Below are 26,286 nucleotides of genomic sequence, written 5' to 3' on the forward strand. Positions count from 1 at the left end.
GTCAGTGGGTGTTGCGTACGTCGATGGCGCGGCGCAGGTCGTCGATCTGGTCGGTGAGTTTGCGGTGCAGGGCGGGGATGAGGGCCTTGTCCTCGAGGGCCTGTTCGCCGAGGTGGAGGTTGTCGGTGTCCACGGCGTGGGCGGGGAAGGCGTAGCGTCCTGCGGCGTCGGCGATGGCGGGGCCGCGGCGGGCGGCGAGGCGGGTGGCCTCGGGGTAGTAGCGGGGGACGTATTCGCTGACGAGGTCGGCCTGTTCGGGTTGCCAGAAGCCTTGGGCGGTGGCGGTGAAGAGGTAGTTGGAGAGGCTGTCGTCGTTGAACAGGGCGTTCCAGGCGGTGGCCTTGGCGTCGGGGGTGGGGAGGGCGGCGCGGCAGCGGGCGGCGCCTTCCTGGCCGGTGGCGCTGGGGTCCTGTTCGAGTTCGGCGGCGATGGTGGTTTCGTCGGTGGCGCCGAGGACGGCGAGGCGGGTGAGGATGCGCCAGCGCAGTTCGGGGTCGAGTTCGGGTCCGCCGGGGACGGTGCCGTTGGTGAGCCAGTCCTGGATGGTGTCGGGCTGGGTGGCGGCGTCGATGAGGTGGCGTACGGCGATGAGGCGGAGGCCGGGGTTGTGGCCGTCCTCGGTGCGGCGGATGAGGTCGCGGCAGAGGGCGGTGAGGGTGGCGAGGGCTGCGGGGCGGTGTTCGGGGGTGAGGTAGCGGCGGGCGATGTGGGTGTCGGCGAAGGCGAGTACGCCTTGGGCGAGGGCGAGGTCGGTTTCGAGCGGGAGGTGGGTGCGGGCCGCTTCGAGGTAGGTGGTGGGGGCGAGTTCGCCGTCGCGGACCATGTCGCGGGCGGCGTTCCAGATGACGGCGCGGGTCAGGGCGTCGGGGATGCCGGAGAGGCCGTTGGCGACGGTTTCCCAGGACCGGGGGTCGAGGCGGATCTTGGCGTAGCCGAGGTCGCCGTCGTTGAGGACGAGGAGTGCGGGGCGGCGGCCGGGGCGTGCTTGGGGTGTGCCGTCCTGGGGGACGTCGATTTCGTAGCGTTCGCGCAGGACGAGCCGGTCGGTGCCGGTGTGGGTGTCGGGGGCGTGGTCGTAGGCGCCGACGGCGATGCGGTGGGGGCGGCTGCCGTTGTGGTCGACGGCGAGGGTCCAGGTGCCGTCGGTTTCCTCGACATGGGAGGTGAGGGTGTCGACTCCGGTGGTGCGCAGCCAGGCTTCGGCCCAGGCGTGGACGTCGCGGTCGGTGGCCGATGCGAGGTTGTCGATGAAGTCGGCGAGGGTGGCGTTGGCGAATTTGTGGCGGGCGAAGTGGGTGTTGATGCCGGCCAGGAAGTCCTTCTCGCCGAGCCAGGCGACGAGTTGGCGCAGGGCGGATGCGCCCTTGGCGTAGGAGATGCCGTCGAAGTTGAGCAGGGCGGACGCGGTGTCGGGGACGGCGTCCGGGTCGGGTGCGACGGGGTGGGTGGAGGGGCGCTGGTCGGCGTCGTAGCCCCAGCCCTTGCGGGCGACGCCGAAGTCGACCCAGGTGTCGGTGAAGCGGGTGGCTTCGGCGAGGGTCTGGTAGCCCATGTATTCGGCGAAGGACTCGTTGAGCCAGATGTCGTCCCACCAGGCGAGGGTGACGAGGTCGCCGAACCACATGTGGGCCATTTCGTGGGCGATGACCATGCCGCGGGTCTGGCGTTCGGTGTCGGTGACGGCGGAGCGGTAGATGAACTCGTCGCGGAAGGTGACGAGGCCGGGGTTCTCCATGGCGCCGGCGTTGAACTCGGGTACGAAGGCCTGGTCGTAGGAGTCGAAGGGGTAGGGCTCGTCGAACTTCTCGTGGAAGCGGTCGAAGCAGGCCCGGGTGATGTCGAGGATCTCGTCGGCGTCCGTGTCGAGGTGGGGGGCCAGTGAGCGGCGGCAGTGGATGCCGAAGGGCAGTCCGGCGTGTTCGGTGGTCACGGAGTGCCAGGGGCCGGCGGCGACGGCGACGAGGTAGGTGGAGATGAGGGGGGTGGCGGCGAGGGTCCAGTGGCCGTCGCCGCGGTGTTCGGCGATGCCGTTGCCGAGGACGGTCCAGCCTTCGGGGGCGGTGACGGTGAGTGCGAAGACGGACTTGAGGTCGGGCTGGTCGAAGGCGGCGAAGACGCGCTGGACGTCTTCCATGAAGAGCTGGGTGTAGACGTATGTCTCGCCGTCCGTGGGGTCGGTGAAGCGGTGCATGCCTTCGCCGGTGCGGGAGTAGCTCATGGCGGCGTCGATGCGCAGCTCGTGGGTGCCGGGGGTGAGTGCGGTGAGCGGGAAGCGGTTCTCGACGAGGTCGGCGGGGTCGAGGGGGTGTCCGTCGAGGCTGATCGAGCGCAGGGTGGCCGGCTTGAGTTCGACGAAGGTGTCTCCGGCCGCTGCTGCGGTGAACTGGATGACGGTGCGGGAGTCGAAGGTCTCCTCCCCCGCGGTCAGATCGAGGTCGATCGTGTACCGGTGTACGTCGAGGAACTGGGCTCGGGTCTGCGCTTCGTCGCGCGTCAGTACGGACATGTGTCCATGCTGCCGTACGCGGTGGGCGCGCCGCAGGCGGGTTCTCCCACGGCTGAGTGGTATCGGGTCGGGGCTGGGAGGGGGTGCCTGTTATCGGTGGCCCGGTCGACTTCCCGGGCGGGCAGGAGTCGCCTGATCTCGGTGGTGGTGTCGAGCCACCCGTTGCTGGTGTGCAGGAACTCCCGGTAGCTCGGTGGGAGTCCGATGCCCAGGCGGTCCTCCAGTTCCGCGAGCTCCTCCGGTGTCGCGCCCGGTCCGCCCAGCCAGCGGGCTGTCCGTATCTCGTCGGGTAAGGGTTCGTGTCTTTCCTGTTCGTGCAGGACGGGGTCGAGCCATGCGTCGCTCCAGCGTTGGAGCAGATCGCGCCATGGGTGGGCGGCGGGGCGGGGTTCGGGTGTGGGCTCGTGGTCTTCTGTGGCCGGCATGGCTGGACAGTACGCGGAGCCGCCGACACCCCGGCCCGGCCCGTTGCAACCGTGCGCGGTGCTGTCGCGTCCCGCGTTGGGACGGGGCCCGCGGGTTCGTGGTGGGCGGGGGTGCCGGAGTGGATGGGGCGGGTCGTGTGCGCAGCGGTGGCGGGGCGGGGTGGGCGGCGGTGGGTCGTGGGGGTGGTGCCGTGGGGTGTGGCGGCGGGTGCGGTCGCCTGGTGTCTGGTGGGGTGCCGGCGGGCGGCGCGTCTGGAGAACTATCCCTGGAACGTCTGGACTCCGATCGGTTACGGAGCGGTCAAGGGGGTGTTCCTGGGGCTGCTGGCGGGTTGGTGTGCCGTGGTCGTGCTCCGGGTCGTCCCGCCCGCCTGGTGGAGGGAGCGCGGCGGGGTCGCGGTGGCGCGGTTCGCGGGGCTCGTCCTCTCGGGAGGGCTGCTGGGCGGTCTGGTGCCGGGGACCGTCCGGGATTTCATGGGTGAGCCGCAGCCGCGGACCCTGTACTACTTCGACGGGCCGAGGCCGGAGTCGGAGTGGTACTGGCGGCCGTTGCTGTCCGAGTGGCTGATGTGCACGGTGCTGCCGGCGCTCGGCTGTGCGGTGCTGCTGGCCGCGGGTGCTCTGGTGTCCGTCCGGTGCTCGCGCCCTGAGCGGTTCGGCTGGGCGGTGCCGGCCCTGGTGGGGGCGGGTCTGCTGTTCCTGCCCGACTGGGCGGCCTCGGGGGCGCCCGAACCCGTGGGCAACGGTGATCATGTCAATGAGTCGGCGTCGGCCGGGCTGGTCGTGCTGGCCACGGGGCTCGGGCTGCTGGTGAGTGCCTGGGTGGTGCGGTGGCGGCGCAGGGTGCGCCGGCCGGTGGGTCCGGTGTCCCCGGGTTTCACGCCTCCCCGTTCGTAGCCGATTCCTCCGCGATCCGTTCGTGGTGGCGGATGACCTCCGCCACGATGAAGTTCAGCAGCTTCTCGGCGAAGGCCGGATCCAGGTGTGCGCTCTCCGCCAGTTGCCGCAGCCGGGCGATCTGCCTGCTCTCGCGGGCCGGGTCGGCCGGGGGGAGCTGGTGGGCGGCCTTGAGGTGGCCGACCTGCTGGGTGCACTTGAAGCGCTCGGCGAGCATATGGACGACTGCGGCGTCAATGTTGTCGATGCTCTCGCGCAGCCGGTTCAGTTCGGCGTTCACGGACGCGTCGATGTCCCTGGTGGTCATGGTCAGCGAGCTTAGACGGCCGGGCCCGGCGGGGTGATCGTCGGTGGGTTGGCCGGGTCCGGGACCTGGTCGCTCCAGCCGCCGGGTACGTTGCGGCCCTGCTGTTCGCGGAAGCGGACGGGCGCGGTGCCGACCCGGCGGGCGAAGAGGCGGGAGAAGTACGCCGGGTCGTCGTAGCCGACGCGTCGGGCGACGGCGGCGACCGGGAGTTCCGTGGCGGCGAGGAGTTCCTTGGCGCGGCCGAGCCGGATGCCGAGGAGGTAGTCCTTGGGGCTGCACCCGGCGCCCCGTCGTACCGCCGTACGCAGCTCGGCGGGTGTCATGCCGTGCCGGGCGGCGTGCTCGGCGACGGACAGCGGCTGGAAGGCGTCCCGGGCGAGTGCCTGCAGGACGGGGTCGCCGTCGGGGCTGACATCGGCGCGGGCCCGGCGCAGGGCGACGAGGAGTTCGTGGACGGCGGCGCCGGTCTCGACCTCCAGGAGCGGGTTGCCGCGCCGTGCCGCGCGTACGATCCGGCCGATCGCGGCGCGTGGGCCCGCGGTGTCGGCGAGCGGGACGAGCGGGCGGTCGGGCTCGATGTAGCCGAGTTCGGTGTAGGTGGCGGTGGCGGGGCCGGTGAAGTCGACGAAGCTCTCGTCCCAGCCGGTGCCGGGGTCGGCGCCGTAGTGGTGCGGGGTGCCGGGGGTGAGCCAGATCAGGCTGGGCGCGGTGACGGGGATCCGGCGGCCGTCGGGGCCGGTGAACCAGCCGCTGCCCGAGTGGATGACGACGGCCACGTGGTGGTCCAGGGTGCGCGGGCCGACGGTGGGCAGCGCGCCGTGCTGGAGTCCCACGCCCAGGCAGACGAGGCCCAGCCGGTGGTGGAGCGGGCTGGGGGTGAAGAAACGCATCCAGGTGTGGTACATCGGCCTTCCTTCCTCCCCTTTCTTGCTTTGATCCGAACAGTTGGTCCGACAGTTGGTCCGAACAATTGTGTCCAAACAGCAGTGATCTTTGTCCATGGACCGGCAGGACGCCAGGGGGAGAGGCTGGGAGGCAAGATTCCTCCCGGGTTCGCCCGCTCCGTGGTGCGTGCCGTCGTACGGGCCCGGGGCCGTGCGGCTCCGGGGACCGCACGCACAGGAGAGTACGAGCACGATGGCTGACTTCACCGTGGGGGACGACCACTTCCGGCTCGACGGGAAGCCCGTACGGCTGCTGTCGGGGGCCCTGCATTACTTCCGGGTGCACGAGGCGCAGTGGGATCACCGGCTGTCGATGCTGCGTGCCATGGGGCTGAACTGTGTCGAGACGTATGTGCCGTGGAATCTGCACGAGCCGCGGCCGGGCCGGTTCCGGGACGTGACGGCGCTCGGCCGGTTCCTGGACGCGGCGCAGCGGGCCGGGTTGTGGGCGATCGTCCGTCCGGGGCCGTACATCTGTGCCGAGTGGGAGAACGGTGGTCTGCCGGCGTGGGTGACGGGGCGGTTCGGGCGGCGGGTGCGGTCGCGTGACGCGGAGTATCTGGGGGCCGTGGAGCGGTGGTTCACGGCGCTGCTGCCGCAGGTGGTGCAGCGGCAGATCAGCCGCGGCGGGCCGGTGATCATGGTCCAGGCGGAGAACGAGTACGGGAGTTTCGGCTCCGATCAGGTCTACCTGCGGCGGGTGGCCGGGATGCTGCGTGAGCGCGGGGTGACCGTGCCGCTGTTCACCTCCGACGGGCCGGAGGACCACATGCTCACGGGCGGTTCCGTGCCGGGGCTGCTGGCCACGGCGAACTTCGGATCGGGTGCGCGCGAGGCGTTCGAGGTGCTGCGCCGCCATCAGCCGAAGGGGCCCCTGATGTGCATGGAGTTCTGGTGCGGGTGGTTCGAGCACTGGGGTGCCGAGCCGATCGTGCGGAAGCCCGCGCAGGCCACCGAGGCGCTGCGGGAGATCCTGGAGTGCGGGGCGTCGGTGAACATCTACATGGCGCACGGGGGGACGAACTTCGCCGGGTGGGCGGGGGCGAACCGGTCCGGTCCGGTCCAGGACCAGGACTTCCTGCCGACGGTGACGTCGTACGACTACGACGCGCCGATCGACGAGTACGGCCGTCCCACGGAGAAGTTCCGGCTGTTCCGGGAGGTGCTCGCCGAGTACGCGGACGGGCCGCTTCCGGAGCTTCCGCCGGAGCCCGTCGGGCTCGCGGTCGGGGTGCGGGCGGAGCTGACGGAGTGGGCGCCGCTGGATGCGGTGCTGGAGGCGCTGGGCGACGAGGAGACGACGCCGTCCGGTGTGCCGCCGACCTTCGAGGAGCTGGGGGTCGACCGGGGTCTGGTGCGCTACCAGGTGGCTGTGCCCGGTCCGCGCCGGCCGTACGAGCTGAGTGTGACGGGGCTCCGGGACCGGGCCGTGGTGTATGTGAACGGGGTCCGGGAGGGTGTGCTGAGCGAGGAGGACAGCGTCCTGGACGAGCCGGTGGCGGGGCCCGCGGAGGTCGAGCTGTGGGTGGAGTCGCTGGGCCGGGTCAATTACGGGCCGCGGCTCGGTGAGCCCAAGGGGATCACGGGCGGGGTGCGGCACGAGCGGCAGTATCTGCACGGGGTGCGGGCGCGGGCGCTGCGTCTGGACGCGTTCGAGGAGCCGGACGCGGTGGCGAAGGTGGCGTTCGGCGGTGTTGGGGGCGCCGGGGCGACCGGGCTGTTCCGGGGGACGTTCGAGGTCTCCGGGGTGGCGGGCACCGGGCACGCGGGGCTCGAACTGCCGGGCTGGACGCGCGGCTTCGTGTGGGTGAACGGCTTCGGCCTGGGCCGCTACTGGTCGGTGGGCGCGCAGCGGACGCTGTATGTGCCGGGGCCGGTGCTGCGGGAGGGGGTCAACGAGGTGTGGGTGCTGGAGCTGGAGGGCGCGGGCGCGCCGTATGCGGAGCTGGGTCCGGGGGTGCCCGTCCGGACGGGCACCCCCGGGGGTGTTCAGGTGTGACTCAGGTGCCGGCCGGGGCCGGGGTCAGAGCGTGGCCGCGGCGGACGCGATGTTGGCGGCGAACGTCGAGACCTCGCTGTACACGCCGGGGTAGCCGGGCTCGGCGCAGCCCTGGCCCCAGCTGACGATGCCCACCTGGATCCAGGCTCCGGCGTTGTCCTTGCGGAACATGGGGCCGCCGGAGTCGCCCTGGCAGGTGTCGACGCCGCCGGTGTCGATCAGCCCGGCACAGATCTCGTCGCCGGGGACGAGGTCGCCGCCGTACGCGGCCTGGCACTCGGCGTCGGAGACGAACGGCACGGAGGCCTTGAGCAGGTAGCGCTGCTGGGCGCCGCCCTCGGTGGCCGCGCCCCAGCCGGCGATGGTGAAGTCGCCGTTGTTGTACGCGGTGGTGGTGGCGATCTTCAGGGTCGGCAGGTCGATGGGCTTGGCGAGCTTGATGAGCGCCCAGTCCTTGCCCGCGCCGTTGTAGCCGGGGGCCTGGAGGACCTTGGTGGACTTGACCTTGATCGCGCTGGAGGACTGCAGGTCGACGACGCCCGCGGTGGCGGTGATGGAGGTGTTGTTGCCCGAGCCGTCCACGCAGTGCGCGGCGGTGAGGACGATGTCCTTGGTGTAGAGGGCGCCGCCGCAGCCCATGGACAGCCGGACCATGAACGGGAATTCGCCCTGGGCGGCGCGCGTTCCGCCGACGACCGGCTGGGGGGCCGCGGAGGCCCCGGCGGGCTGGAGGCTGACGGCCGCGAGGACGACGGCGGCTATGACGGAACATCTCTTCACGGCACGCAGAAGCTGCTTCAAGGGACTGCCTTCTTTCGTGGGGGGTGCTTGTGGGGGGGGTACTTGTGGGGAGTGTTCGCGCCCGGGCGGGTTCTGACCACGGGCGGTACGGCACCGCGCCGATGGTCATGCCCCCGACAAGGACGTGATTCGGATTATCGGGAAATGATCACGACCCCCACAAGGATCACTTTCCGGCCAAGATCACCCACGGCGTTCCGGCTACAGTGAAATCCGGTCGGGCCTCGCGGACGGGGGATGGGACGTGGCGGACGGCAGCCGGAACGACGGCCGGAGCACCGGAAGCCCGGTGGTCCACGGTTTCCCGCACCTCGAAACGGTCCGGTCCGCGATCACGGCGCTCTACCGGCGGCTCTCGTACGACGGCGTCCGCGGCTACGCGACGAGCCTCGCCCCCGTCGACGCCGCCTTCTTCGACCAGGACGATCTGCATCTCGGCGCCCAGCGGGTGGCGCGGGCGATGGTCCGGCATCTGCATCTGCCGGACGCCCGCATGATCGTCGGCTTCCGGGCGATGGAGCACGCCGCCGGTGTCGAACTGGCCGCGGGGCCGGAGTACTTCGTCGAACTCAACGACCGCTTCCGCACCCACCGCAGGGACATCGGCGCCGCGCTCTCGCACGAGGTCACCCATGTGCTGCTGCACCGGCTGGGCCTGGAGTTCCCCGGTACGCGGGACAACGAGATCCTCACCGACACCGTGACCACGTACCTGGGCGCGGGCTGGCTGCTGCTCGACGCCTTCCGCGAGGACCAGGTCTCCAGCCAGAAGCTCGGCTATCTCACCCCGGAGGAGTTCGGGTACGTCCTCGCCAAGCGGGCGCTGGCCTTCGACGAGGACCCGTCGCCGTGGTTCACCAGCCCGCAGGCGTACACGGCGTACGAGAAAGGGCGCGCGCGGGCGCTCCAGGACGTCCGGCAGCCGCCGCTCGCCGCGGCGGGCTGGGCGGGCCGCCGTCGTTACGCGAAGGACCGGCGGCACGCCCGGGACCATCCGGACACCCCCGCCGCCCCCGGCGTTCCGTACGCCTTCGAGGGCGGCCCGGACGGGCTGCGGGTGTCGTTCGCGTGCCCGGTCTGCCATCAGCGCATCCGTGTTCCGGTACGCGGCCGGGTGCGGGCCCGGTGCGGGCTGTGCCGGACCGTCCTGGACTGCGAGACCTGAACGCCGCGTTCCGCGACGGCGCACGGGGCGGAGACCTCCGTCCGGGTCAGTCCGTCGCGCGGAAGGGATCGTCGGCCGCTGTCGGTGAGAGGCGCTGCGGGCGGCCGGGCGGGGGCCCGGCGAGGGGGCAATGGGTACCGGTGTAGATCGTCGGCATGCACTTGTTGCAGTGGATGCACAGGGAACGCACCCCCGGCTGCTCCCTCATGCGGTTCACCAGATCCGGTTCGCGCAGGAGGGCGCGGGCCATGGCCACGTACTCGAAGCCCTCGGCCATGGCCTGTTCGACGGTCGCCCGGCGGGTGATGCCGCCGAGCAGGATCAGCGGAAGACCCAGCGCGGCCCTGAACTGACGGGCCGAGGGCAGCAGGAACGCCTCTTCGTAGGGGTAGGAACGCAGGAACCTGCCACCGGCCAGGCGTATGCCCAGACGCGCCGGCCGGGGGAAGGCCGCGGCGAACTCGGTGAGCGGCGCGTCGCCGCGGAACAGATACATCGGATTGAACAGAGAACTCCCGGCGGTCAGTTCGAGGGCGTCGACCGTGCCGTCCTCCTGGAGCCGGCGGGCGACCCGAAGGCTTTCGTCGAGCCAGAAACCTCCGGGCACCCCGTCGTCCATGTTGAGTTTGGCGGTGATCGCGACGGTGTCGCCGACCTCGTCGCGAACGGCGCGGGCGATGCCGAGTGCGACCTTGGCACGGTTGGCGAGGCTGCCCCCGTAGGCGTCGTCGCGGTGGTTGAGGCGGCGGCTGAGGAAGGAACTGGCCAGGTAGTTGTGGCCGAAGTGCAGTTCGACCGCGTCGAATCCGGACTCGACGGCCAGTCGGGCGGCCGTGGCGTGGGCGCGGACGACCCGGGCGATGTCCTCGGCGGTCGCCGCCCGTGTCATCCGCATGCCGAGCGGGCTGAGGAACCGTCCGGGGGCGAGTGCCGGGAGCCGGTTGGAACGCGCGTCGGCGACCGGGCCCGCGTGGCCGAGCTGGGCGCTGACCGCTGCGCCCTCGCGGTGCACGGCGTCGGTGAGCCGGCGCAGCCCCGGCACGGCCTCGGGGCGCATCCAGATCTGACGGCGCTCGGTGCGGCCCTCGGGGGCGACGGCGCAGTACGCGACGGTGGTCATGCCCACTCCCCCGGCGGCGGGTCGGCGGTGGTACGCGATCAGTTCGTCGGTGACCAGGCCGTCGGGTGTCACGCCCTCGAAGGTGGCGGACCTGATGACGCGGTTGCGGAGGGTCAGGGGCCCCAGGCGGGCAGGCGCGAAGGGGTCCGGTGCGGTCGGTACGGGGGCGGGGTGCTGTGAAGGCATGCCGGTCTCCGGTGGGTGGGCGTGGACGGTGGGCGTGTACGGCGGGGCCCTACGGGGCCCGACGGGGCCCGCCCCCGGCACGGCCGGGGACGCGAGCGCCGCGGGGCGAGCGGCGACCGGGCGATCGGGGACGCGGACACCCGCACGGCGAGCGGCGACCCGACGGCCGGAACGCGGACACCCACGGCGAGCGGCGACCCGACGGCCGCAGACGCGACGGCACGTCCGGCGGCGGGCCCGGACGCGGTCGGCCGCCCTATCCCGCCCCGTACACCGGCTGCGCCGGCTCCGCCCGCGCCAGCAGCTTCCGTGCCGCCTCCCCCGCCTCCACGGGCTCCCAGCGCGCGCCCCGGTCCGCGGTGGGGCCGGGCCGCCAGCCCTCCATGACGGTGATCCGGCCCGCCTCCACCTCGAAGACCCGCCCGCTCACCCCGTCGCTCGCGGCCGAGCCGAGCCACACCACCAGCGGGGACACGTTCTCCGGGGCCATCGCGTCGAAGCCGCCCTCCCCCGGCGCCGCCATCGCCTGCGCGAAGGTCTGCTCGGTCATCCGGGTCCGGGCCGCCGGGGCGATCGCGTTGACCTGGATCCCGTACCGGCCCAGCTCCGCGGCGGCGACCAGGGTCAGGCCGACGATCCCGGCCTTCGCGGCGGAGTAGTTGCCCTGGCCGACGCTGCCGAGCAGTCCCGCGCCGGAGCTGGTGTTGATCACCCGGGCGGCCGGCGCGCGCCCCGCCTTCGCCTCGGCCCGCCAGTGCGCGGCCGCGTGCCTCAGCGGCAGGAAGTGACCCTTGAGATGGACCCGCATCACGGCGTCCCAGCCGTCCTCGTCCAGATTCACCAGCATCCGGTCGCGCAGGAATCCCGCGTTGTTGACCAGGGTGTCCAGCCGCCCGAAGCTCTCCAGCGCGGTCGTGACCAGTGACGCGGCCCCCTCGGTCGTGGCGATGTCGCCCCCGTGCGCGACCGCCTCGCCGCCCGCCGCCACGATCTCGTCCACCACCTGCCGGGCCGGGCCGTCACAGCCGCCGTCACCGCCGGGGCCGACCCCCAGATCGTTGACGACCACCTTCGCGCCCTCGGCGGCGAAGGCGAGCGCATGGGCGCGGCCGAGTCCGCGCCCCGCGCCCGTCACGGCCACCACGCGGCCGTCGCACAGACCAGTCATCACTCGTCTCCCTACTCGTCTCCTTGTTGGCGATGCGGGGGCAGGCTGCTACCTTCCACACCTAACAAACGTTTGGTGGAAAGGTAGCTGATTCGCTCATGGGTGTCTCCACCACAAGCCCCGGCAAGGGCATCCGGCTCGTCACGGTCGACCACCCGCCCGTCAACGCGCTTCCCGTGCGGGGCTGGTACGAGCTCGCCGACGCGCTCCGCGCGGCGGGCCGCGATCCCGAGGTCGGCTGCGTCGTGCTGGCCGCCGCCGGACGCGGGTTCAACGCGGGCGTCGACATCAAGGAGATGCAGCGCGACACCGGGCACGAGGCCCTGATCGGCGCCAACCGGGGCTGCTACGAGGCGTTCGCCGCCGTGTACGAGTGCGAGGTCCCGGTCGTCGCCGCGGTGAACGGCTTCTGCCTCGGCGGCGGCATCGGCCTCGTCGGCAACGCGGACGCGATCGTGGCGAGCGACGACGCGACGTTCGGCCTGCCCGAGCTGGACCGGGGCGCGCTCGGCGCGGCGACCCATCTGGCCCGGCTCGTGCCGCAGCATCTGATGCGCGCGCTCTACTACACCTCGCGCACCGCCACCGCCGCCGAACTGCACGCCCACGGCTCGGTCTGGAAGGTCGTACCGCGCGCGGAACTCCTCGGCGCGGCACTGGAACTGGCGGGCGAGATAGCCCGCAAGGACGGATATCTGATCCGGCTGGCCAAGGCCGCCATCAACGGCATCGACCCGGTGGACGTACGCCGCAGCTACCGCTTCGAGCAGGGCTTCACCTTCGAGGCCAATCTCAGCGGAGTCGCCGACCGGGTACGCGGAACCTTCGGCAAGGAGGCATGACCATGACCGACAAGACCATGACCGTCGACGACGTCGTCTCCCGGCTCAGCAGCGGGATGACGATCGGTATCGGCGGCTGGGGCTCGCGCCGCAAGCCCATGGCGCTGGTGCGGGCACTGCTCCGCTCCCCGGTCACCGATCTCACCGTGATCTCGTACGGCGGACCCGACGTGGGCCTGCTCGCCGCCGCCGGCCGGATCCGCAAACTGGTCGCGGCCTTCGTCACGCTCGACTCGGTCCCGCTCGAACCCCACTTCAGGGCCGCCCGCCAGCGTGGCGCGTTCGAGCTGACGGAGATCGACGAGGCGATGTTCATGTGGGGGCTGCACGCCGCCGCGAACCGGCTGCCGTTCCTCCCGGTGCGCGCCGGCATCGGTTCCGACGTGATGCGGGTCAACCCGGGCCTGCGCACGGTCGTTTCGCCGTACGAGGACGGCGAGGAGTTCGTCGCGATGCCCGCGCTGCGGATGGACGCCGCGCTGGTCCACATGAACCGCGCCGACCAATTCGGCAACGGCCAGTACCTCGGCCCCGACCCGTACTTCGACGACCTCTTCTGCGAGGCCGCGGACACCGCGTACGTCTCCTGCGAGCGCCTCGTGGACACCGCCGAGCTGACCGCGGACGCCGCCCCGCAGACCCTGCTCGTCAAGCGGCACTCCGTCACCGGTGTCGTCGAGACCCCGAACGGCGCGCACTTCACCTCCTGCGTGCCCGACCACCCGCGCGACGAGGCATTCCAGAAGGCGTACGCGAGCGCCGCCGCCGACCCCGGGGCCTGGGCGGCCTTCAGTGCGCGTTTCCTGCCCCCCGAGGGCGACGAGAAGAGCTACTGGTCGGCCGTCCGGACCTGGCACGAGGAGCAGAAATGACCATGGAGAACGCGACCGCGACCGCCGCCACCCGGGCCGAGTACTGCGTGATCGCCTGCGCCGACGCCTGGCGCGACAACGGCGAGGTGCTCGCCAGCCCGATGGGCCTCGTCCCGTCCGTCGGCGCCCGGCTGGCCAGGCGCACCTTCTCGCCCGATCTGCTGCTCACCGACGGCGAGGCACTGCTCGTCGGCCCGGACGGCACGACGGAGGGCTGGCTGCCCTACCGCCAGCACCTCGCCATGGTCACCGGCGGCAGGCGCCACGTGATGATGGGGGCGAGCCAGATCGACCGGTTCGGCAACCAGAACATCTCCTGCATCGGCGACTGGGAGCAGCCGTCCCGCCAGCTGCTCGGCGTGCGCGGCGCACCGGTCAACACCCTGAACAATCCGGTCAGTTACTGGATCCCCCGGCACTCCACCCGGGTCTTCGTCGAGCGGGTCGACGTGATCTGCGGGGTCGGCTACGACAGTGCGGCGGCGGCCGGCCCGTCGGCCGCCCGGTACCACCGCATCCCGCGCGTCGTGACCGATCTCTGCGTCCTCGACTTCGCGACCCCGGACCATTCGATGCGGCTGGCCTCGCTGCACCCCGGCGTCACCGTCGACCAGGTCCGCGAGGCCACCGGTTTCGACCTCGTGATCGCGGACGACGTCCCGTGCACCCGGGAGCCGACCGCCGCGGAGCTGTCCCTGATCCGCGAGGTCATCGACCCGCACGGCACCCGGGACCGCGAGGTCAGGGTCTGATGCGGACGGCACTCACGGAACTGGTCGGCGTCCGCCACCCCATCGTCCAGACCGGCATGGGCTGGGTGGCGGGCCCCCGCCTGGTCTCCGCCACGGCCCGCGCCGGCGCCCTCGGCATCCTGGCCTCCGCGACGATGACCGCCGAGCAGCTGCGGGCGGCGGTGCGGGAGGTCAAGTCCCGCACGGACGAGCCGTTCGGCGTCAATCTGCGCGCCGACGCGGGCGACGCGCGCGAGCGGGTACGGATCATCATCGACGAGGGCGTGAAGGTGGCGTCCTTCGCGCTGGCCCCCTCGAAGGAGCTGATCGCCGAGCTGAAGGACGCGGGAGTGGTCGTGATCCCGTCGATCGGCGCCCGGCGTCATGCCGAGAAGGTCGCGGCGTGGGGCGCGGACGCGGTGATCGTGCAGGGGGGCGAGGGCGGCGGGCACACCGGCGAGGTGGCGACCACGGTGCTGCTGCCCCAGGTCGTGGACGCGGTGGACATCCCGGTGATCGCGGCGGGCGGCTTCCGCGACGGCCGGGGCCTGGTCGCGGCGCTGGCGTTCGGGGCGGCGGGCATCGCGATGGGTACGCGGTTCCTGCTGACCTCGGACTCGACCGTGCCGGACGCGGTGAAGGCCCGCTATCTGGCGGCGGGCGTCAAGGACATCACGCTCACCACGGCGGTGGACGGGCTCCCGCACCGGATGCTGCGTACGGAGATGGTCGCCGCGCTGGAGCACGCGGGCCGGATCCGGGCGCTGGCCCAGGCGGTGCGCCAGGCGTCGGGCTTCCGGCGGATCTCCGGGCTGAGCTGGTCCCGGATGGTGCGCGACGGTCTCGCCATGAAGCACGGCAAGGATCTGTCGTGGAGCCAGGTCCTGCTGGCGGCCAACACACCGATGCTGCTGAAGGCGTCCATGGTCGACGGCCGGACGGATCTGGGGGTGATGGCATCGGGCCAGGTGGCGGGCCTGATCGAGGATCTGCCCAGCTGTGCGGAGCTGGTGGACCGGGTGATGGCCCAGGCCCATGAGGCGCTGGGCGAGGTGGTCCGCGCGGAGCGGACCGAGGGCGCGGACGCGTAGGCGGCGCCCGGATCTCTCCGGGCGCCGCCCTGTCCGCCGTGTGTCCCTACGGCTACGCGGCCCTGCGGCCACGTCCCGCCGCCGCGCCGCCGCGGCCGGCCCCGGAGCGCCCGGCACCCGCGCCGCGCGACTCGCCGTTGCCCCGGCCGCCGGCCGCACCGGCACCGCGCGAAGCAGCACCCGAGCCCGCGCCTCGCGACGCGCCGCCCGTACCCGCGGCGCGGGCCTCGCCGCCGCCCTGTCCGGCGCCACCGCGGCGGCCCCGGCCGCGGCTGCCCGAGCGGAAGCCGGTGCCGCCCGCCGCGGCCGAGCCCGAGCGCGTGCGCTGCTTCGGCGGGGTCGGCTGCGGAACCTCGATGACGACCGCGACACCGGACGGCTCACGTGCCCCGGTGATCCGGGTGAGCTCCTCGTCGCTGGACTTGATCCGGGTGGTCCGCGGGGCGATGCCCGCGTCGGCCATGAGCCGGGTCATCTCCCGCTTCTCCTCGGGCAGCACCAGGGTGACGACGCTGCCGGACTCCCCGGCGCGCGCGGTGCGCCCACCGCGGTGGAGGTAGTCCTTGTGGTCGGTCGGCGGGTCCACGTTCACGACCAGGTCGAGGTCGTCGACATGGATGCCCCGGGCCGCCACGTTCGTCGCCACCAGTGCGGTGACCTGGCCGTTCTTGAACTGGTCCAGGGTCCGGTTGCGCTGCGGCTGCGAGCGCCCGCCGTGCAGGGCGGCGGCCCGTACACCGCTGGCGAGCAGCCGCTTGGCGAACCGGTCGGCGGCCCGCTTCGTGTCCACGAACATGATCACCCGGCCGTCCCGGGCGGCGATCTTCGTGGCGACGGCCTTCTTGTCGGTCTCGTCGATCACATGGAGCACGTGGTGCTCCATGGTGGTGACGGCACCGGCCGACGGGTCGACGGAGTGCACGACCGGGTCGGTCAGGAACATCTTGACCAGCCGGTCGATGTTCTTGTCGAGCGTCGCGGAGAACAGCATCCGCTGGCCGTCCGGCTCGACCTGCTTGAGCAGGGCGACGACCTGCGGCATGAAGCCCATGTCGGCCATCTGGTCGGCCTCGTCGAGGACGGTGATGGCGACCTGGTCGAGGCGGCAGTCACCGCGCTCGATGAGGTCCTTCAGCCGGCCGGGGGTGGCGACGAGCACCTCGGCGCCGCGGCGGAGCGTGCCGGACTGCTTGGTGATCGACATGCCGCCGACGACGGTGGCCAGGCGCAGGTTCACGGACGTCGCGTACGGGGTCAGCGCGTCGGTGACCTGCTGGGCGAGTTCGCGGGTCGGGACGAGGACGAGTGCCAGCGGCGCCTTCGGCTCGGCGCGCCGTCCGGCGGTGCGGGCCAGCAGGGCGAGGCCGAAGGCGAGGGTCTTGCCGGAGCCGGTGCGGCCGCGGCCGAGGATGTCCCGGCCGGCGAGCGAGTTCGGCAGGGTGGCGCCCTGGATCGGGAACGGATCGGTGACGCCCTGCGCGGCAAGGGTCTTCAGCAGGGCTGCGGGCATGTCCAGCTCGGCGAACGCCTCTACGGCGGGCAGTGCGGGGGTCATGGTTTCCGGCAGGGCGAATTCGCCCTGCGGCGGCGTGGCCCTGCGACGGGGCGACGCCTTGCCGGATCCCTTGCCGGAACCCTTAGCGGTTGCCTTTGCCGGGGCCGTGCCGCGCCCCCTCGACGGGCGGTTGCGGGCGGGTCGGTCCTGGCGTTCGGAGCGGGTCATACGGAATTGCCCTCCTGGGGGATTCCTGAGGAGTCCCGGGAAGCCCTGGGGATTCCTGAGAACTCCGTGGGACTGCTGGGACTGCGTGGGACTGCTGGGGCTGCTGGGGAGCCCTGTGGGCGGGCGTACGTGTTCGCCATGTCCTGGGGACAGCACAAGCCGGGACCCGCACCTTCACGGTGCGGGCCCCGGCTGCGAGGTACGCGTCCGGCGATTAGGCCGGGACGATGTTCTCCGCCTGCGGGCCCTTCTGGCCCTGCGTGACGTCGAAGGAGACCTTCTGGCCCTCCTGGAGCTCACGGAAGCCCGAGGTGGCGATGTTGGAGTAGTGGGCGAAGACGTCGGCGCCGCCGCCGTCCTGCTCGATGAAGCCGAAGCCCTTTTCCGAGTTGAACCACTTCACGGTTCCAGTAGCCATGTCATTCTCCTAAAAGAGGTGCAGTGCCGGAAATCCGCACTTTACGAATTCCAAGTCGCCGCATTGAGCCCCATCCGGAGAAAGCCGGAAAACAATAATGCGCCTGAGGAAGCATTCCCGTCAGGCGCACATAAAGTTCATGGGTACCAAAACTGCAACTCGGCAACCGTAGCACGTTCCGTCGGTCCGCGGCGGGGACGCGCCGCGGACCGACCGGCGGATTCTTGCCCGGGCCCTTGCGGCAACTGGTCGGGAGCCGTCCCGGAACACCGCCGGATTCGTTGTCGCGACCGGTGTCGGAGCGCTTCGGTGACCGTGTCCGGCCGGGTCCGGGGTCAGAGCCGTTCGATGATCGTCACATTCGCCTGACCGCCGCCCTCGCACATGGTCTGGAGTCCGTACCGGCCCTTGGTGCGCTCCAGTTCGTGCAGCAGAGTCGTCATCAATTTCGCTCCGGTTGCGCCGAGCGGGTGACCGAGCGCGATTCCGCCGCCGTTGACGTTGACCCGTCCGGGGTCGGCCCCGGTCTCCTTCAGCCAGGCCAGCACGACGGGGGCGAACGCCTCGTTGATCTCGACCAGGTCCATGTCGTCGATGGTCATTCCGGTCTTCTTCAGCGCGTACGCGGTGGCCGGGATCGGTGCCGACAGCATGCGGATCGGGTCCTCGCCGCGCACCGAGAGATGGTGGACGCGGGCGCGCGGGGTGAGGCCGTGCTCGGCCACGGCGCGCTCGGAGGCGATGAGCAGGGCAGCGGCGCCGTCGGAGATCTGCGAGGAGCACGCGGCGGTGATCGTGCCGCCGTCCAGGACCGGCTTCAGCGCCGCCATCTTCTCCGGGGTGGTGTCGCGGCGCGGCCCCTCGTCGGTGGTGACGTCACCGAGGGCGACGGTCTCGCGCGCGAAGCGCCCCTCGTCGATGGCGCGGATCGCCCGCCGGTGGGAGCGGAGCGCGAACTCCTCCATGTCCTGACGGCTGATGTCCCACTTCTCGGCGATCAGCTGGGCGCCGTGGAACTGGTTGACCGGCGCGTCGCCGTACCGGGCGCGCCATCCCGCGCTGCCCGCGTACGGGCCGTCCGTCAGCCCGAGGGGTTCGGCGGCCTGGCGGGAGGCGAAGGCGATGGGGATCTGGGTCATGGACTGGGTGCCGCCCGCGACGACCAGGTCCTGGGTGCCGGAGAGGACGCCCTGGGCTGCGAAGTGCAGGGCCTGCTGGGAGGAGCCGCACTGGCGGTCGACGGTCACGCCGGGGACCTCCTCGGGCAGTCCGGCCGCCAGCCAGCAGGTGCGGGCGATGTCGCCGGCCTGCGGTCCCACGGTGTCGAGGCAGCCGAAGACCACGTCCTCGACGGCGGCCGGATCGATCCCGCTCCGTTCCACGAGGGCCTTGATGACATGGGCGCCGAGGTCGGCGGGGTGGACGGCGCCGAGGCCTCCGCCGCGCCGCCCGACCGGGGTACGTACCGCTTCGACTATGTATGCCTCGGCCATGTCTGCTGCTCCTTGGTGAGCGCGGGTGGGGTCAGGTGTCGAGGGCGATGCCGTCCAGGACCATCGAGAGGTACTGGCGGGCGATCTCCTCGGGGCTGTGCAGTCCGCCCGGCCGGTACCAGGACGCCGCGACCCAGACGGTGTCGCGGACGAAGCGGTAGGTCAGACGGATGTCGAGGTCGGCGCGGAAGCTGTGGTCGGCGACGCCGCGTTCCAGCGTGCCGAGCCAGGCCTTCTCGAACTTCTGCTGGGAGTCGACGAGGTACTGGAAGCGCGGCTGGGCGGCCAGCTGCCGGGACTCCTTCTGGTAGATGGCGACCGCGGCGCGGTGCCGGTCGATCTCCCGGAAGGACTCGGTGACGAGTGCCTCGATGGTCTGCCTGGGGGCCAGCCCGGCGGCGAGGACCGTGTCGTACCCCTCCCAGAGTTCGGTGAGGAAGGTCGAGAGGATCTCGTCGATCATCGATTCCTTGGAATCGAAGTGGTAGTAGAGGCTGCCCGCGAGCATCCCGGCCTCGTCCGCGATCTTGCGGACGGTGGTGGCGTTGTATCCCTGGGCGGCGAAGACCTCGGCGGCGGTGGCGAGCAGTTCGCGGCGCCGCTCGGGCGAGGGGGTCACCTGGGGCTTCTTCTTGGTAGGCACCCGACCATTCTCCGCCCGGCCGCCGCCCGGCCGGCCGCTCCGCGGTCAGGCACGCTGACTGCTGACGGAGACGACCTCGCCGGTCAGGTACGAGGAGTAGTCGCTGGCGAGGAAGACGATGACGTTGGCGACCTCCCACGGCTCGGCGTACCGGCCGAACGCCTCCTTCGCGGTCAGTTCGTCGAGGAGTTCGGCGGAGGTGACCTTCACCAGGTGCGGGTGCATGGCGAGGCTGGGCGCGACGGCGTTGACGCGTACGCCGTACTCGGCGGCCTCGACCGCGGCGCACCGGGTGAGCGCCATGACGCCCGCCTTCGCGGCGGCGTAGTGGGCCTGGCCGCTCTGGGCGCGCCAGCCGACGACGGAGGCGTTGTTGACGACGATGCCGCCGCGGCCCGCCGCCCGCAGTGAGCGCAGGGCGGTCCGGGTGCAGCGGAAGGTGCCGTTCAGGGTGACGTCGAGGACCTTGGTCCACTGTTCGTCGGTCATCTCGGTGAGTGCGGCGGTGCCGCCGAGTCCGGCGTTGTTGACGACGATGTCGAGTCCGCCGTGGGTCCGTTCGGCGAGCGCGAACAGTGCCTGGACCTGGGTCTCGTCGGTGACGTCGCAGGGCAGTGCGGCGACGCGGTCCGCGCCGAACTCCTCGGCGAACGCCTGCTCGGTCTCCTTGAGCCTGCGGGCGTGCGCGTCGCCGATGACGACGCGGGCGCCCTCCTCCAGGAACCTGCGGGCGGTGGCGCCGCCGATGCCGGCCCCGGCGGCCGCGGTGACGACGGCGGTGCGGCCGGCCAGCAGCCCGTGTCCGGATACGTACTGCGGTGCGCTCACGCCCGTGCCTCCTCGGTCCCGGACCTTCGGATCCTCGACGGTGCTCGTGCCCGTACGTTAACCTACCAAACACTTGTTAGGGAAGGATGAGCCGATGCCCTCTGCCCATGACGCCTCCGCCGACGACGACCACCGGGGCGGCCCGGTGCTGTACGAGCGCCGCGGCCCGGTCGCGTACCTCACGCTGAACCGCCCGCGCTACCGCAACGCCCAGAACTCGGCCATGACCTACGCCCTGGACGACGCGTTCTACCGGGCCGCCGAGGACTCCGAGGTCAAGGTGGCCGTGCTGGCGGGTGCCGGGGAGCACTTCTCGGCGGGCCACGACATCGGCACACCCGGACGCGACGCGCATCTGCCCTTCGAGCGCCGGGCGGGCCTGTGGTGGGACCACTCCGACAAGGCCGGCGCGGAGAGCCGCTTCGCCCGTGAGTCGGAGGTCTATCTGGGCATGTGCAGGCGGTGGCGCGAGCTGCCGAAGCCGGTCATCGCCTCCGTCCAGGGCGCCTGCGTGGCCGGCGGGCTGATGCTCGCCTGGGTCTGCGACCTGATCGTGGCGAGCGAGGACGCCTTCTTCGCCGATCCGGTGGTGCGGATGGGCATCCCCGGCGTCGAGTACTTCGCGCACCCGTGGGTGATGCCGCCCCGGATCGCGAAGGAGTTCCTGTACACCGGCGACCGGATGAGCGCCCGCCGGGCGTACGAGGTCGGCATGGTGAACAAGGTGGTGGAGCGGGCCGAACTCGCCTATCGCACGGATGAGTTGGCGCTGCGGATCGCCGCGATGCCGCGGCTCGGGCTGGCCCTCACCAAGCGCGCGGTCAACCAGGCCGAGGACCTTCAGGGGATGCACACCGGGATGGACTCGGTCTTCGGGCTGCACCACCTCGCCCACGCCCACAACGCGGAGACGGCGGCCGACCCGCTCGGCGGCATGGACATCGCCGCGATGAAGAAGAAGGCGGACGGCTGATGGACCTGTCGTGGACGGCCGAGGAGGCGGCGTTCCGGGACGAGGCGCGCCGGTGGCTGCGCGCCAACGTGCCCGCCGCGCCGCTGCCCTCGCTGGAGACCGCCGAGGGCTTCGCCGCGCACCGGGAGTGGGAGGCGAGGCTGTACGCGGACCGCTGGTCGGTGGTCTCCTGGCCGGCCGAGTACGGCGGCCGGGGCGTCGACATCTTCCGGTGGCTGATCTTCGAGGAGGAGTACTACGCGGCGGGCGGTCCCGGCCGGGTCTCGCAGAACGGCATCAACCTCCTCGCCCCCACACTCTTCGACCACGCCACGGACGAGCAGCGGGCCCGGGTCCTGCCGTCGATGGCGAGCGGTGAGGTGATCTGGGCGCAGGCCTGGTCCGAGCCGGAGGCGGGCTCGGACCTGGCGTCGCTGCGTTCGCGGGCGGTGCGCACGGACGGCGGCTGGCTGCTCTCGGGGCAGAAGACCTGGTCCTCCCGGGCCGCCTTCGCGGACCGGGCGTTCGGCATCTTCCGTACCGATCCCGGTGCGGCCAAGCCGCACCAGGGGCTGACGTATCTGATGTTCGGCCTGTCGGCGCCGGGGGTCTCGGTCCGGCCGATCGGCCGGCTCGACGGCAAGCCGGCCTTCGCCGAGCTGTTCCTGGACGAGGTGTTCGTGCCGGACGAGGACGTCATCGGGGAGCCCGGCGAGGGCTGGCGTATCGCCATGTCGACAACGGGCAACGAGCGCGGGCTGACGCTCCGCTCCCCCGGCCGCTTCCTGGCCGCCGCCGACCGGCTGGCCGCGCTCCGGCGCACCCACGGCGACCCGTCGGACACGGCGCTGCGGGACCGGGTGGCGGACGCGGTGATCGGGGCGCGCGCGTACCAGCTCTTCACCTGCGCCAACGCGTCCCGCTTCGCCGCCGGGGCGGTCATCGGCGCGGAGTCCAGCCTGAACAAGGTGTTCTGGTCCGAGTACGACATCGCGCTGCACGAGACCGCGCTCGATCTGCTGGGCCCGGACGCGGAACTCGCCGAGTCCGAGTGGGCCGAGGGGTACGTCTTCTCCCTCGCGGGCCCCGTCTACGCCGGTACGAACGAGATCCAGCGCGACATCATCGCCGAGCGGCTGCTCGGCCTGCCGAAGGGACGGCGCTGATGCGTTTCCTCCTCGACGACGAGCAGCGGGAGTTCGCCCGTTCGCTGGACGCGATGCTGACCGCCGCGGACACCCCTTCGGTGGTGCGGGCCTGGGCCGCCGGGGACCACGGACCGGGCATGGAGCTGTGGGCGCGGCTGGCGGGGGCGGGGGTCTTCGCCCTCGCGGTGCCGGAGGCGTACGAGGGCGTCGGCCCGCTGCCGGTCGAACTCGCGGTCGCGTTCACCGAGTTGGGGCGGCACGTGGTGCCGGGGCCGGTGGTGGAGACGGTCGCGGCGGCGGTGCTGCTGGCGGACGTGGGCGGGCCCGCGGCCAAGGAGTGGCTGCCCCGGCTGGCGTCCGGCGCGGCATCGGCGACGCTGCGGGTGGCGGAGTACGGGCCGTACGCGCTGGACGCGGACGCGGTGGACGCCGTGTTCACGGTGAGCGGCGACGAACTGCGGCTGGCGCCGGGCCCCGGGGAGCTGAGCGTCTCGTCCGACCCGGCCCGCCGGCTGCTGCGCCCCGGGCCGGGCGGAGAGCTGCTCGCCTCGGGGGCCCGGGTGGCACGGGCGGCGGAGACGGCCGCCCGGTGGGCGGCGTTCGCGACGGCCGCCCAGGCGCTCGGCGCGGGCGAGACACTGCTGCGTACCACGGTCGGATACGTGAAACAGCGCACCCAGTTCGGCACGGCCATCGGTTCCTTCCAGGCGGTCAAGCACCGCCTCGCGGACACCCTGATCGGGCTGGAGTTCGCCCGCCCGCTGCTGTACGGGGCGGCGCTCGCGCTCGCCGGGGACGCACCGGACCCCGGGGCGGCGGTGGCGGCGGCCAAGGTGGCGGCGGGCGAGGCGGGGTACGCGGCGGCGCGGACCGCGCTGCAGTTGCACGGGGCGGTGGGCTACACACAGGAGCTGGACCTGTCGCTGTGGCTGCTCAAGGCACGCCCGCTGCGCGATGCGTGGGGGACGCCGGGGGCGTGCCGGGCACGGGTGCTGGCCGGGCCCTGACGAGAGGCCCTACTTCTCGTACGGGGGACTGCCGTCCCCGGTCCGGCGGATCTCGCGCACCGGCTCGCCGGGCCGCCACACCTGGAGCACCACTTCCTCCGCGTCCAGGGAGGTGCGGACCACCTCCTGGAGCCGCGCGCGGAAGAGGTGGAAGGGCTCGGGCGGCTTCGCCTCCTCGATGAAGCGGGCCAGGACCGCGGGGTCGGTCTCCTCCACGGCGCGGCCGCAGACCCGTACGTCGCCGTCGGCCATCGCGGCGTCGGGTCCGGGGTTGGCGTGCACCGCGAACCGCGGATCGCGGCGCAGGTCCAGTGCCTTGCGCGAGTCCGGCATCATGCCGAGCCACAGTTCGCCGAAGCGGAAGTCCACCTCCAGCCCGGTGACGCGCGGGGATCCGTCCTTGCGCAACGTCGCCAGGACGTGGTGCCGGTACTGCTCGAAGCGGGTCCGGACGGTGTCGGCGAAGGCCGGCTCCGCCGAGCGGAACCCTTCCCAGGAACTCGATGTCATGCGTCCATGGAACCCGGGAATCCCGACATCCTCTGTCCGGTTTCATGGGCCGCATCCGATCGGCGGCGAGGCGGCCCGGTGCCCGTCGTCATCCGGCCGACAGGGTGATCAGCAGGGCCCAGCCATGGGTCCGCAGCACGCCCGGCGCCTCCTCCCGCGTCAGCAGCGCGTCGTAACGGCCGAGTACGACGTCCGTGCCGTCGAGCACCGCGCCGTCCTCCAGCGCGACGGCCAGGACCGCCCCGCCCGGGGGCGCCGCCGGCCGGACGGTGCCGCGCACCACCGCGACCGCCGCGGCCGTCCGCCCCCTGCGGCACATGACGTTGACGTTCACGACCGGGCCGCCGAGGAGCCTGCCGTCGGTCGCCGGGTCACCGGGGAAGTCGTGCGGCCAGTACGGCTCGTCGACGATGTGGTGCTCGCCGCCCACCAGGAGATCCATCCCGGCGCCCTCGACCACGGTCAGGGTCCGGTCGACGCCGGGGAACGCGGAGAACGGCCCGTCCTCGGTCACATCGGCGAGGCTGACCCGCCAGTCGAAGGCGTCCAGCGGCGCGCCCTCGGGATGTGCCGCGATCTCCCGGGTGACTCCACCACCGTTCTTCCAGGGCGTGGCCGTACGGTCGGCCGCCCGCAGCACCCGCGCCGTCACTTGACGATCCCCTGGGCCCTGGCCGCGGCCAGCCACTGCGGGAATTCGGCGACGAGCCGGTCGTACAGCTCGGCGTCCGGGACCTGCCGCGGGTCGGGGCCGGCGTGGAAGAAGCCGGCGTTGTCGACGGCGCGCTTGGCGGGCACGGCCAGTTCGTCGAGCTTGCGCAGGAAGTCGAACTGGTTGCTCCGCTTGTTGCCGAAGCCGATGAACTGCCAGAACAGGGGAAGCTTCGCCGCCTTGCAGAGATAGCGTTCCGCGGCGTGCTTGCTGATCGGGCCGCCGTCCGTCTGGAAGACGACGAGCGCGGGCGCGGTGGAGCCGCTGTCGATGTAGTGGTCGATGACGGCGTCCATGGCCAGGTGGTAACTGGTCTTCCCCATGTGCCCGAGGCCCGCCACCACGGCGTCGACCCGGCCGCGGTGGTTGTCCAGGGCTATGTCGGTGACGGCGTCGACCTCGGTGGAGAAGAGGACGAGGGGGACGCGGCCGTCGTCGTCCAGATGGGCGGAGAGTCCCAGCACCCGGTCCGCGAGTGCCTGGACGCTGCCGTCCTTGTAGTACTCCCGCATGGAGCCGGAGTAGTCGAGCACCAGATAGACCGCGGCGCGCTCGCCGCTCATGCGGTGCTTGGTCAGCGAGACCGCGGCGCTCTTGTAGAGGCTGACCAGCGCGGGGGCGCTCTCCTCCATCTTGCGGAGGCTGATGGCCGGACCTGCGGCGGCGACGGACGTACCGGCCATGCGGGCTCTCCGATCCTCGGGGTGTCGTACCTGCCGGAACCGTGAGCGTAAGCCACCCGGGCATGCCCGTGGCAGGCGGCGTTCGCTATCTTGATCTGCCGCCGTATCTTGATCTGCCGCCGCCCCACCGGCCGCTCGGGTCCGCTCATGTGAAGGAGCCTGCCGTGGAGGCAGCGGTCACCACCTGTTACCGCCATCCGTCGTACGAGACGTATGTCAGCTGCACCCGCTGCGAACGCTTCATCTGCCCCGACTGCATGCGTGAGGCCGCGGTCGGCCACCACTGCGTGGAGTGCGTGAAGGAGGGGCAGCGTTCGGTCCGCCGGGCGCGCACGGTGTTCGGCGGCACGGTCGCGCGGTCCGCGGTGCCGCTCGTCACGTATGCGCTGATGGGCCTCAACATCGCCGCGTACCTGGGCGAGTTGATCCGCCCGGGGATCATCGACCGGTTCGCGATGCTCGGTGCGGGGCTGACCGGCCCGGACGGCGGCCAGTACGTCTACGAGGCCGGGGACTATCCCGGCTTCGAGGTGGTCGGGGTGGTGGGCGGCGAGTGGTACCGGCTGCTGACCGGGGCCTTTCTCCATCTCCCGCCGGACGGATCGTCCTTCGGACCGCTGCCGTTCGGGGTGCTGCACATCCTGTTCAACATGTACGCGCTGTGGAACCTGGGCCGGGTCGTGGAGGAGCAGCTGGGCCGGGCCCGTTATCTCGCGCTGTACCTGCTGTCCGCGCTGGGCGGTTCGGTGCTGGTGTACCTGATCGCGCCGTCGGACGGCACGGTGGGCGCCTCGGGTGCGATCTTCGGTCTCGGGGCGGCGTTCTACGTCATCAACCGGCGGCTGGGCCGCGACATGCGGGCGGTGAACCGGTTCATGGCCGGCTTTCTGATCTGGATGCTGATCTCGGCCGGGTTCGCCTCGTGGCAGGGCCACTTGGGCGGGCTGCTGACGGGCGGCGCCGTCACCGTCGCGTACGCCTACGCCCCGGCGAAGCGCCGTACGACGGTCCAGGCCGCCGCGGGTGTGGTGGTGTTCGCCGTGCTGGTGCTGCTGGTGGTGCTCAAGACCTCCGCGCTGACCGGCTGAGCCGGGGCCGGCCGGACCGGCCCCGGA

At 72.1% G+C, this 26,286-nt stretch carries 26 protein-coding genes; 11 read left to right on the forward strand and 15 right to left on the reverse strand.

The window, feature by feature from the left end; all coding sequences use genetic code 11:
* Nucleotide 1: 1 nt before the first annotated feature.
* Both pepN and ACWCPY_RS07475 read right to left on the reverse strand, forming a co-directional pair.
* Nucleotides 2-2,506, reverse strand: coding sequence for an aminopeptidase N (gene pepN / locus ACWCPY_RS07470; protein WP_451263383.1), 2,505 nt, complete (start codon nucleotides 2,504-2,506; stop codon nucleotides 2-4).
* Complete coding sequence (locus ACWCPY_RS07475; RefSeq protein ID WP_451263384.1) at nucleotides 2,494-2,931, reverse strand: SMI1/KNR4 family protein; 438 nt, start codon at nucleotides 2,929-2,931, stop codon at nucleotides 2,494-2,496. The genes pepN and ACWCPY_RS07475 overlap by 13 nt, the downstream gene beginning before the upstream one ends.
* A 135-nt stretch (nucleotides 2,932-3,066) precedes the next feature.
* Here ACWCPY_RS07475 and ACWCPY_RS07480 point away from each other — a divergent pair, with 135 nt between their 5' ends.
* Nucleotides 3,067-3,828 carry a hypothetical protein gene (locus ACWCPY_RS07480; protein ID WP_451263385.1) on the forward strand — a complete coding sequence of 254 codons (762 nt, stop codon included), beginning with the start codon at nucleotides 3,067-3,069 and terminating at the stop codon, nucleotides 3,826-3,828.
* Here ACWCPY_RS07480 and ACWCPY_RS07485 read toward each other — a convergent pair.
* Both ACWCPY_RS07485 and ACWCPY_RS07490 read right to left on the reverse strand, forming a co-directional pair.
* Nucleotides 3,809-4,135, reverse strand: coding sequence for a chorismate mutase (locus ACWCPY_RS07485; protein WP_451263386.1), 327 nt, complete (start codon nucleotides 4,133-4,135; stop codon nucleotides 3,809-3,811). The two genes, ACWCPY_RS07480 and ACWCPY_RS07485, sit on opposite strands and share 20 nt — an antisense overlap.
* A gap of 11 nt (nucleotides 4,136-4,146) precedes the next feature.
* Nucleotides 4,147-5,040, reverse strand: coding sequence for a helix-turn-helix domain-containing protein (locus ACWCPY_RS07490; RefSeq protein ID WP_451263387.1), 894 nt, complete (start codon nucleotides 5,038-5,040; stop codon nucleotides 4,147-4,149).
* A 232-nt stretch (nucleotides 5,041-5,272) separates the two neighbouring features.
* Between ACWCPY_RS07490 and ACWCPY_RS07495 the strand changes: the two genes are divergently transcribed.
* Entirely contained in the window at nucleotides 5,273-7,078 is a 1,806-nt protein-coding gene (locus ACWCPY_RS07495) for a glycoside hydrolase family 35 protein (RefSeq protein ID WP_451263388.1), read from the forward strand.
* 24 nt (nucleotides 7,079-7,102) lie between these two features.
* Here the strand turns inward: ACWCPY_RS07495 and ACWCPY_RS07500 are convergent, their stop codons facing one another.
* Nucleotides 7,103-7,879 carry a S1 family peptidase gene (locus ACWCPY_RS07500; protein WP_451263389.1) on the reverse strand — a complete coding sequence of 259 codons (777 nt, stop codon included), beginning with the start codon at nucleotides 7,877-7,879 and terminating at the stop codon, nucleotides 7,103-7,105.
* A gap of 244 nt (nucleotides 7,880-8,123) precedes the next feature.
* On the opposite strand from ACWCPY_RS07500, the gene ACWCPY_RS07505 reads away from it, so the two are divergent.
* The gene (locus ACWCPY_RS07505) at nucleotides 8,124-9,044 is read left to right on the forward strand and encodes a hypothetical protein (protein WP_451263390.1); all 921 of its coding nucleotides are present in this window, start codon (nucleotides 8,124-8,126) and stop codon (nucleotides 9,042-9,044) included.
* A gap of 46 nt (nucleotides 9,045-9,090) precedes the next feature.
* Here the strand turns inward: ACWCPY_RS07505 and ACWCPY_RS07510 are convergent, their stop codons facing one another.
* Nucleotides 9,091-10,350 carry an NADH:flavin oxidoreductase gene (locus tag ACWCPY_RS07510; RefSeq protein ID WP_451263391.1) on the reverse strand — a complete coding sequence of 420 codons (1,260 nt, stop codon included), beginning with the start codon at nucleotides 10,348-10,350 and terminating at the stop codon, nucleotides 9,091-9,093.
* Between the two features lie 256 nt (nucleotides 10,351-10,606).
* Nucleotides 10,607-11,518: an SDR family oxidoreductase gene (locus ACWCPY_RS07515; protein WP_451263392.1), complete on the reverse strand. Its 912-nt coding sequence runs from the start codon at nucleotides 11,516-11,518 to the stop codon at nucleotides 10,607-10,609.
* A gap of 98 nt (nucleotides 11,519-11,616) precedes the next feature.
* On the opposite strand from ACWCPY_RS07515, the gene ACWCPY_RS07520 reads away from it, so the two are divergent.
* The 4 genes from ACWCPY_RS07520 to ACWCPY_RS07535 are packed head-to-tail and all read left to right on the forward strand — an operon-like array spanning nucleotide 11,617 to nucleotide 15,054.
* Complete coding sequence (locus ACWCPY_RS07520) at nucleotides 11,617-12,360, forward strand: enoyl-CoA hydratase family protein (protein ID WP_451263393.1); 744 nt, start codon at nucleotides 11,617-11,619, stop codon at nucleotides 12,358-12,360.
* Nucleotides 12,361-12,362: 2 nt separating this feature from the next.
* Entirely contained in the window at nucleotides 12,363-13,232 is an 870-nt protein-coding gene (locus ACWCPY_RS07525) for a CoA transferase subunit A (protein ID WP_451263394.1), read from the forward strand.
* Nucleotides 13,229-13,984 carry a CoA-transferase subunit beta gene (locus ACWCPY_RS07530; RefSeq protein WP_451263395.1) on the forward strand — a complete coding sequence of 252 codons (756 nt, stop codon included), beginning with the start codon at nucleotides 13,229-13,231 and terminating at the stop codon, nucleotides 13,982-13,984. Before ACWCPY_RS07525 ends, ACWCPY_RS07530 begins: the two co-directional genes overlap by 4 nt.
* Complete coding sequence (locus ACWCPY_RS07535; protein WP_451263396.1) at nucleotides 13,984-15,054, forward strand: NAD(P)H-dependent flavin oxidoreductase; 1,071 nt, start codon at nucleotides 13,984-13,986, stop codon at nucleotides 15,052-15,054. The genes ACWCPY_RS07530 and ACWCPY_RS07535 overlap by 1 nt, the downstream gene beginning before the upstream one ends.
* 52 nt (nucleotides 15,055-15,106) lie before the next feature.
* On the opposite strand, the gene ACWCPY_RS07540 is transcribed toward ACWCPY_RS07535, so the two are convergent.
* The 5 genes from ACWCPY_RS07540 to ACWCPY_RS07560 all read right to left on the reverse strand — a co-directional run bounded on the left by ACWCPY_RS07540 (nucleotide 15,107) and on the right by ACWCPY_RS07560 (nucleotide 20,159).
* A complete protein-coding gene (locus ACWCPY_RS07540) occupies nucleotides 15,107-16,777 on the reverse strand; it encodes a DEAD/DEAH box helicase (protein ID WP_451263397.1) in 1,671 nt (556 codons plus the stop codon).
* A gap of 214 nt (nucleotides 16,778-16,991) precedes the next feature.
* A complete protein-coding gene (locus ACWCPY_RS07545) occupies nucleotides 16,992-17,195 on the reverse strand; it encodes a cold-shock protein (protein ID WP_003969786.1) in 204 nt (67 codons plus the stop codon).
* A 335-nt stretch (nucleotides 17,196-17,530) separates the two neighbouring features.
* On the reverse strand, nucleotides 17,531-18,688 hold the full coding sequence (locus tag ACWCPY_RS07550; RefSeq protein WP_451263398.1) for an acetyl-CoA C-acetyltransferase: 1,158 nt from the start codon (nucleotides 18,686-18,688) through the stop codon (nucleotides 17,531-17,533).
* A 31-nt stretch (nucleotides 18,689-18,719) separates the two neighbouring features.
* The gene (locus tag ACWCPY_RS07555) at nucleotides 18,720-19,331 is read right to left on the reverse strand and encodes a TetR/AcrR family transcriptional regulator (protein ID WP_451263399.1); all 612 of its coding nucleotides are present in this window, start codon (nucleotides 19,329-19,331) and stop codon (nucleotides 18,720-18,722) included.
* Between the two features lie 45 nt (nucleotides 19,332-19,376).
* Complete coding sequence (locus ACWCPY_RS07560) at nucleotides 19,377-20,159, reverse strand: SDR family oxidoreductase (protein WP_451263400.1); 783 nt, start codon at nucleotides 20,157-20,159, stop codon at nucleotides 19,377-19,379.
* 94 nt (nucleotides 20,160-20,253) lie between these two features.
* On the opposite strand from ACWCPY_RS07560, the gene ACWCPY_RS07565 reads away from it, so the two are divergent.
* From ACWCPY_RS07565 to ACWCPY_RS07575, 3 genes are read left to right on the forward strand one after another with little or no spacing between them, the layout of a single operon-like run.
* Nucleotides 20,254-21,132 carry an enoyl-CoA hydratase gene (locus ACWCPY_RS07565; RefSeq protein WP_451263402.1) on the forward strand — a complete coding sequence of 293 codons (879 nt, stop codon included), beginning with the start codon at nucleotides 20,254-20,256 and terminating at the stop codon, nucleotides 21,130-21,132.
* Nucleotides 21,132-22,277: an acyl-CoA dehydrogenase family protein gene (locus tag ACWCPY_RS07570; protein ID WP_451263403.1), complete on the forward strand. Its 1,146-nt coding sequence runs from the start codon at nucleotides 21,132-21,134 to the stop codon at nucleotides 22,275-22,277. The genes ACWCPY_RS07565 and ACWCPY_RS07570 overlap by 1 nt, the downstream gene beginning before the upstream one ends.
* Nucleotides 22,277-23,266 (forward strand): acyl-CoA dehydrogenase family protein, encoded by a 990-nt coding sequence (locus ACWCPY_RS07575; protein WP_451263404.1) that lies wholly within the window; start codon nucleotides 22,277-22,279, stop codon nucleotides 23,264-23,266. Before ACWCPY_RS07570 ends, ACWCPY_RS07575 begins: the two co-directional genes overlap by 1 nt.
* Before the next feature lie 9 nt (nucleotides 23,267-23,275).
* On the opposite strand, the gene ACWCPY_RS07580 is transcribed toward ACWCPY_RS07575, so the two are convergent.
* From ACWCPY_RS07580 to ACWCPY_RS07590, 3 genes are all read right to left on the reverse strand, one after another.
* Nucleotides 23,276-23,776: a pyridoxamine 5'-phosphate oxidase family protein gene (locus ACWCPY_RS07580; protein WP_451263405.1), complete on the reverse strand. Its 501-nt coding sequence runs from the start codon at nucleotides 23,774-23,776 to the stop codon at nucleotides 23,276-23,278.
* Nucleotides 23,777-23,864: 88 nt separating this feature from the next.
* The gene (locus ACWCPY_RS07585; protein WP_451263406.1) at nucleotides 23,865-24,428 is read right to left on the reverse strand and encodes a HutD/Ves family protein; all 564 of its coding nucleotides are present in this window, start codon (nucleotides 24,426-24,428) and stop codon (nucleotides 23,865-23,867) included.
* Nucleotides 24,425-25,171, reverse strand: a complete 747-nt coding sequence (locus tag ACWCPY_RS07590; RefSeq protein ID WP_451263407.1) for a vWA domain-containing protein — start codon at nucleotides 25,169-25,171, stop codon at nucleotides 24,425-24,427. The genes ACWCPY_RS07585 and ACWCPY_RS07590 overlap by 4 nt, the downstream gene beginning before the upstream one ends.
* A 164-nt stretch (nucleotides 25,172-25,335) precedes the next feature.
* Here ACWCPY_RS07590 and ACWCPY_RS07595 point away from each other — a divergent pair, with 164 nt between their 5' ends.
* Nucleotides 25,336-26,259 carry a rhomboid family intramembrane serine protease gene (locus tag ACWCPY_RS07595; protein WP_451263408.1) on the forward strand — a complete coding sequence of 308 codons (924 nt, stop codon included), beginning with the start codon at nucleotides 25,336-25,338 and terminating at the stop codon, nucleotides 26,257-26,259.
* Nucleotides 26,260-26,286: the final 27 nt, after the last annotated feature.

The organism is Streptomyces sp. NPDC002403 (assembly GCF_053593015.1).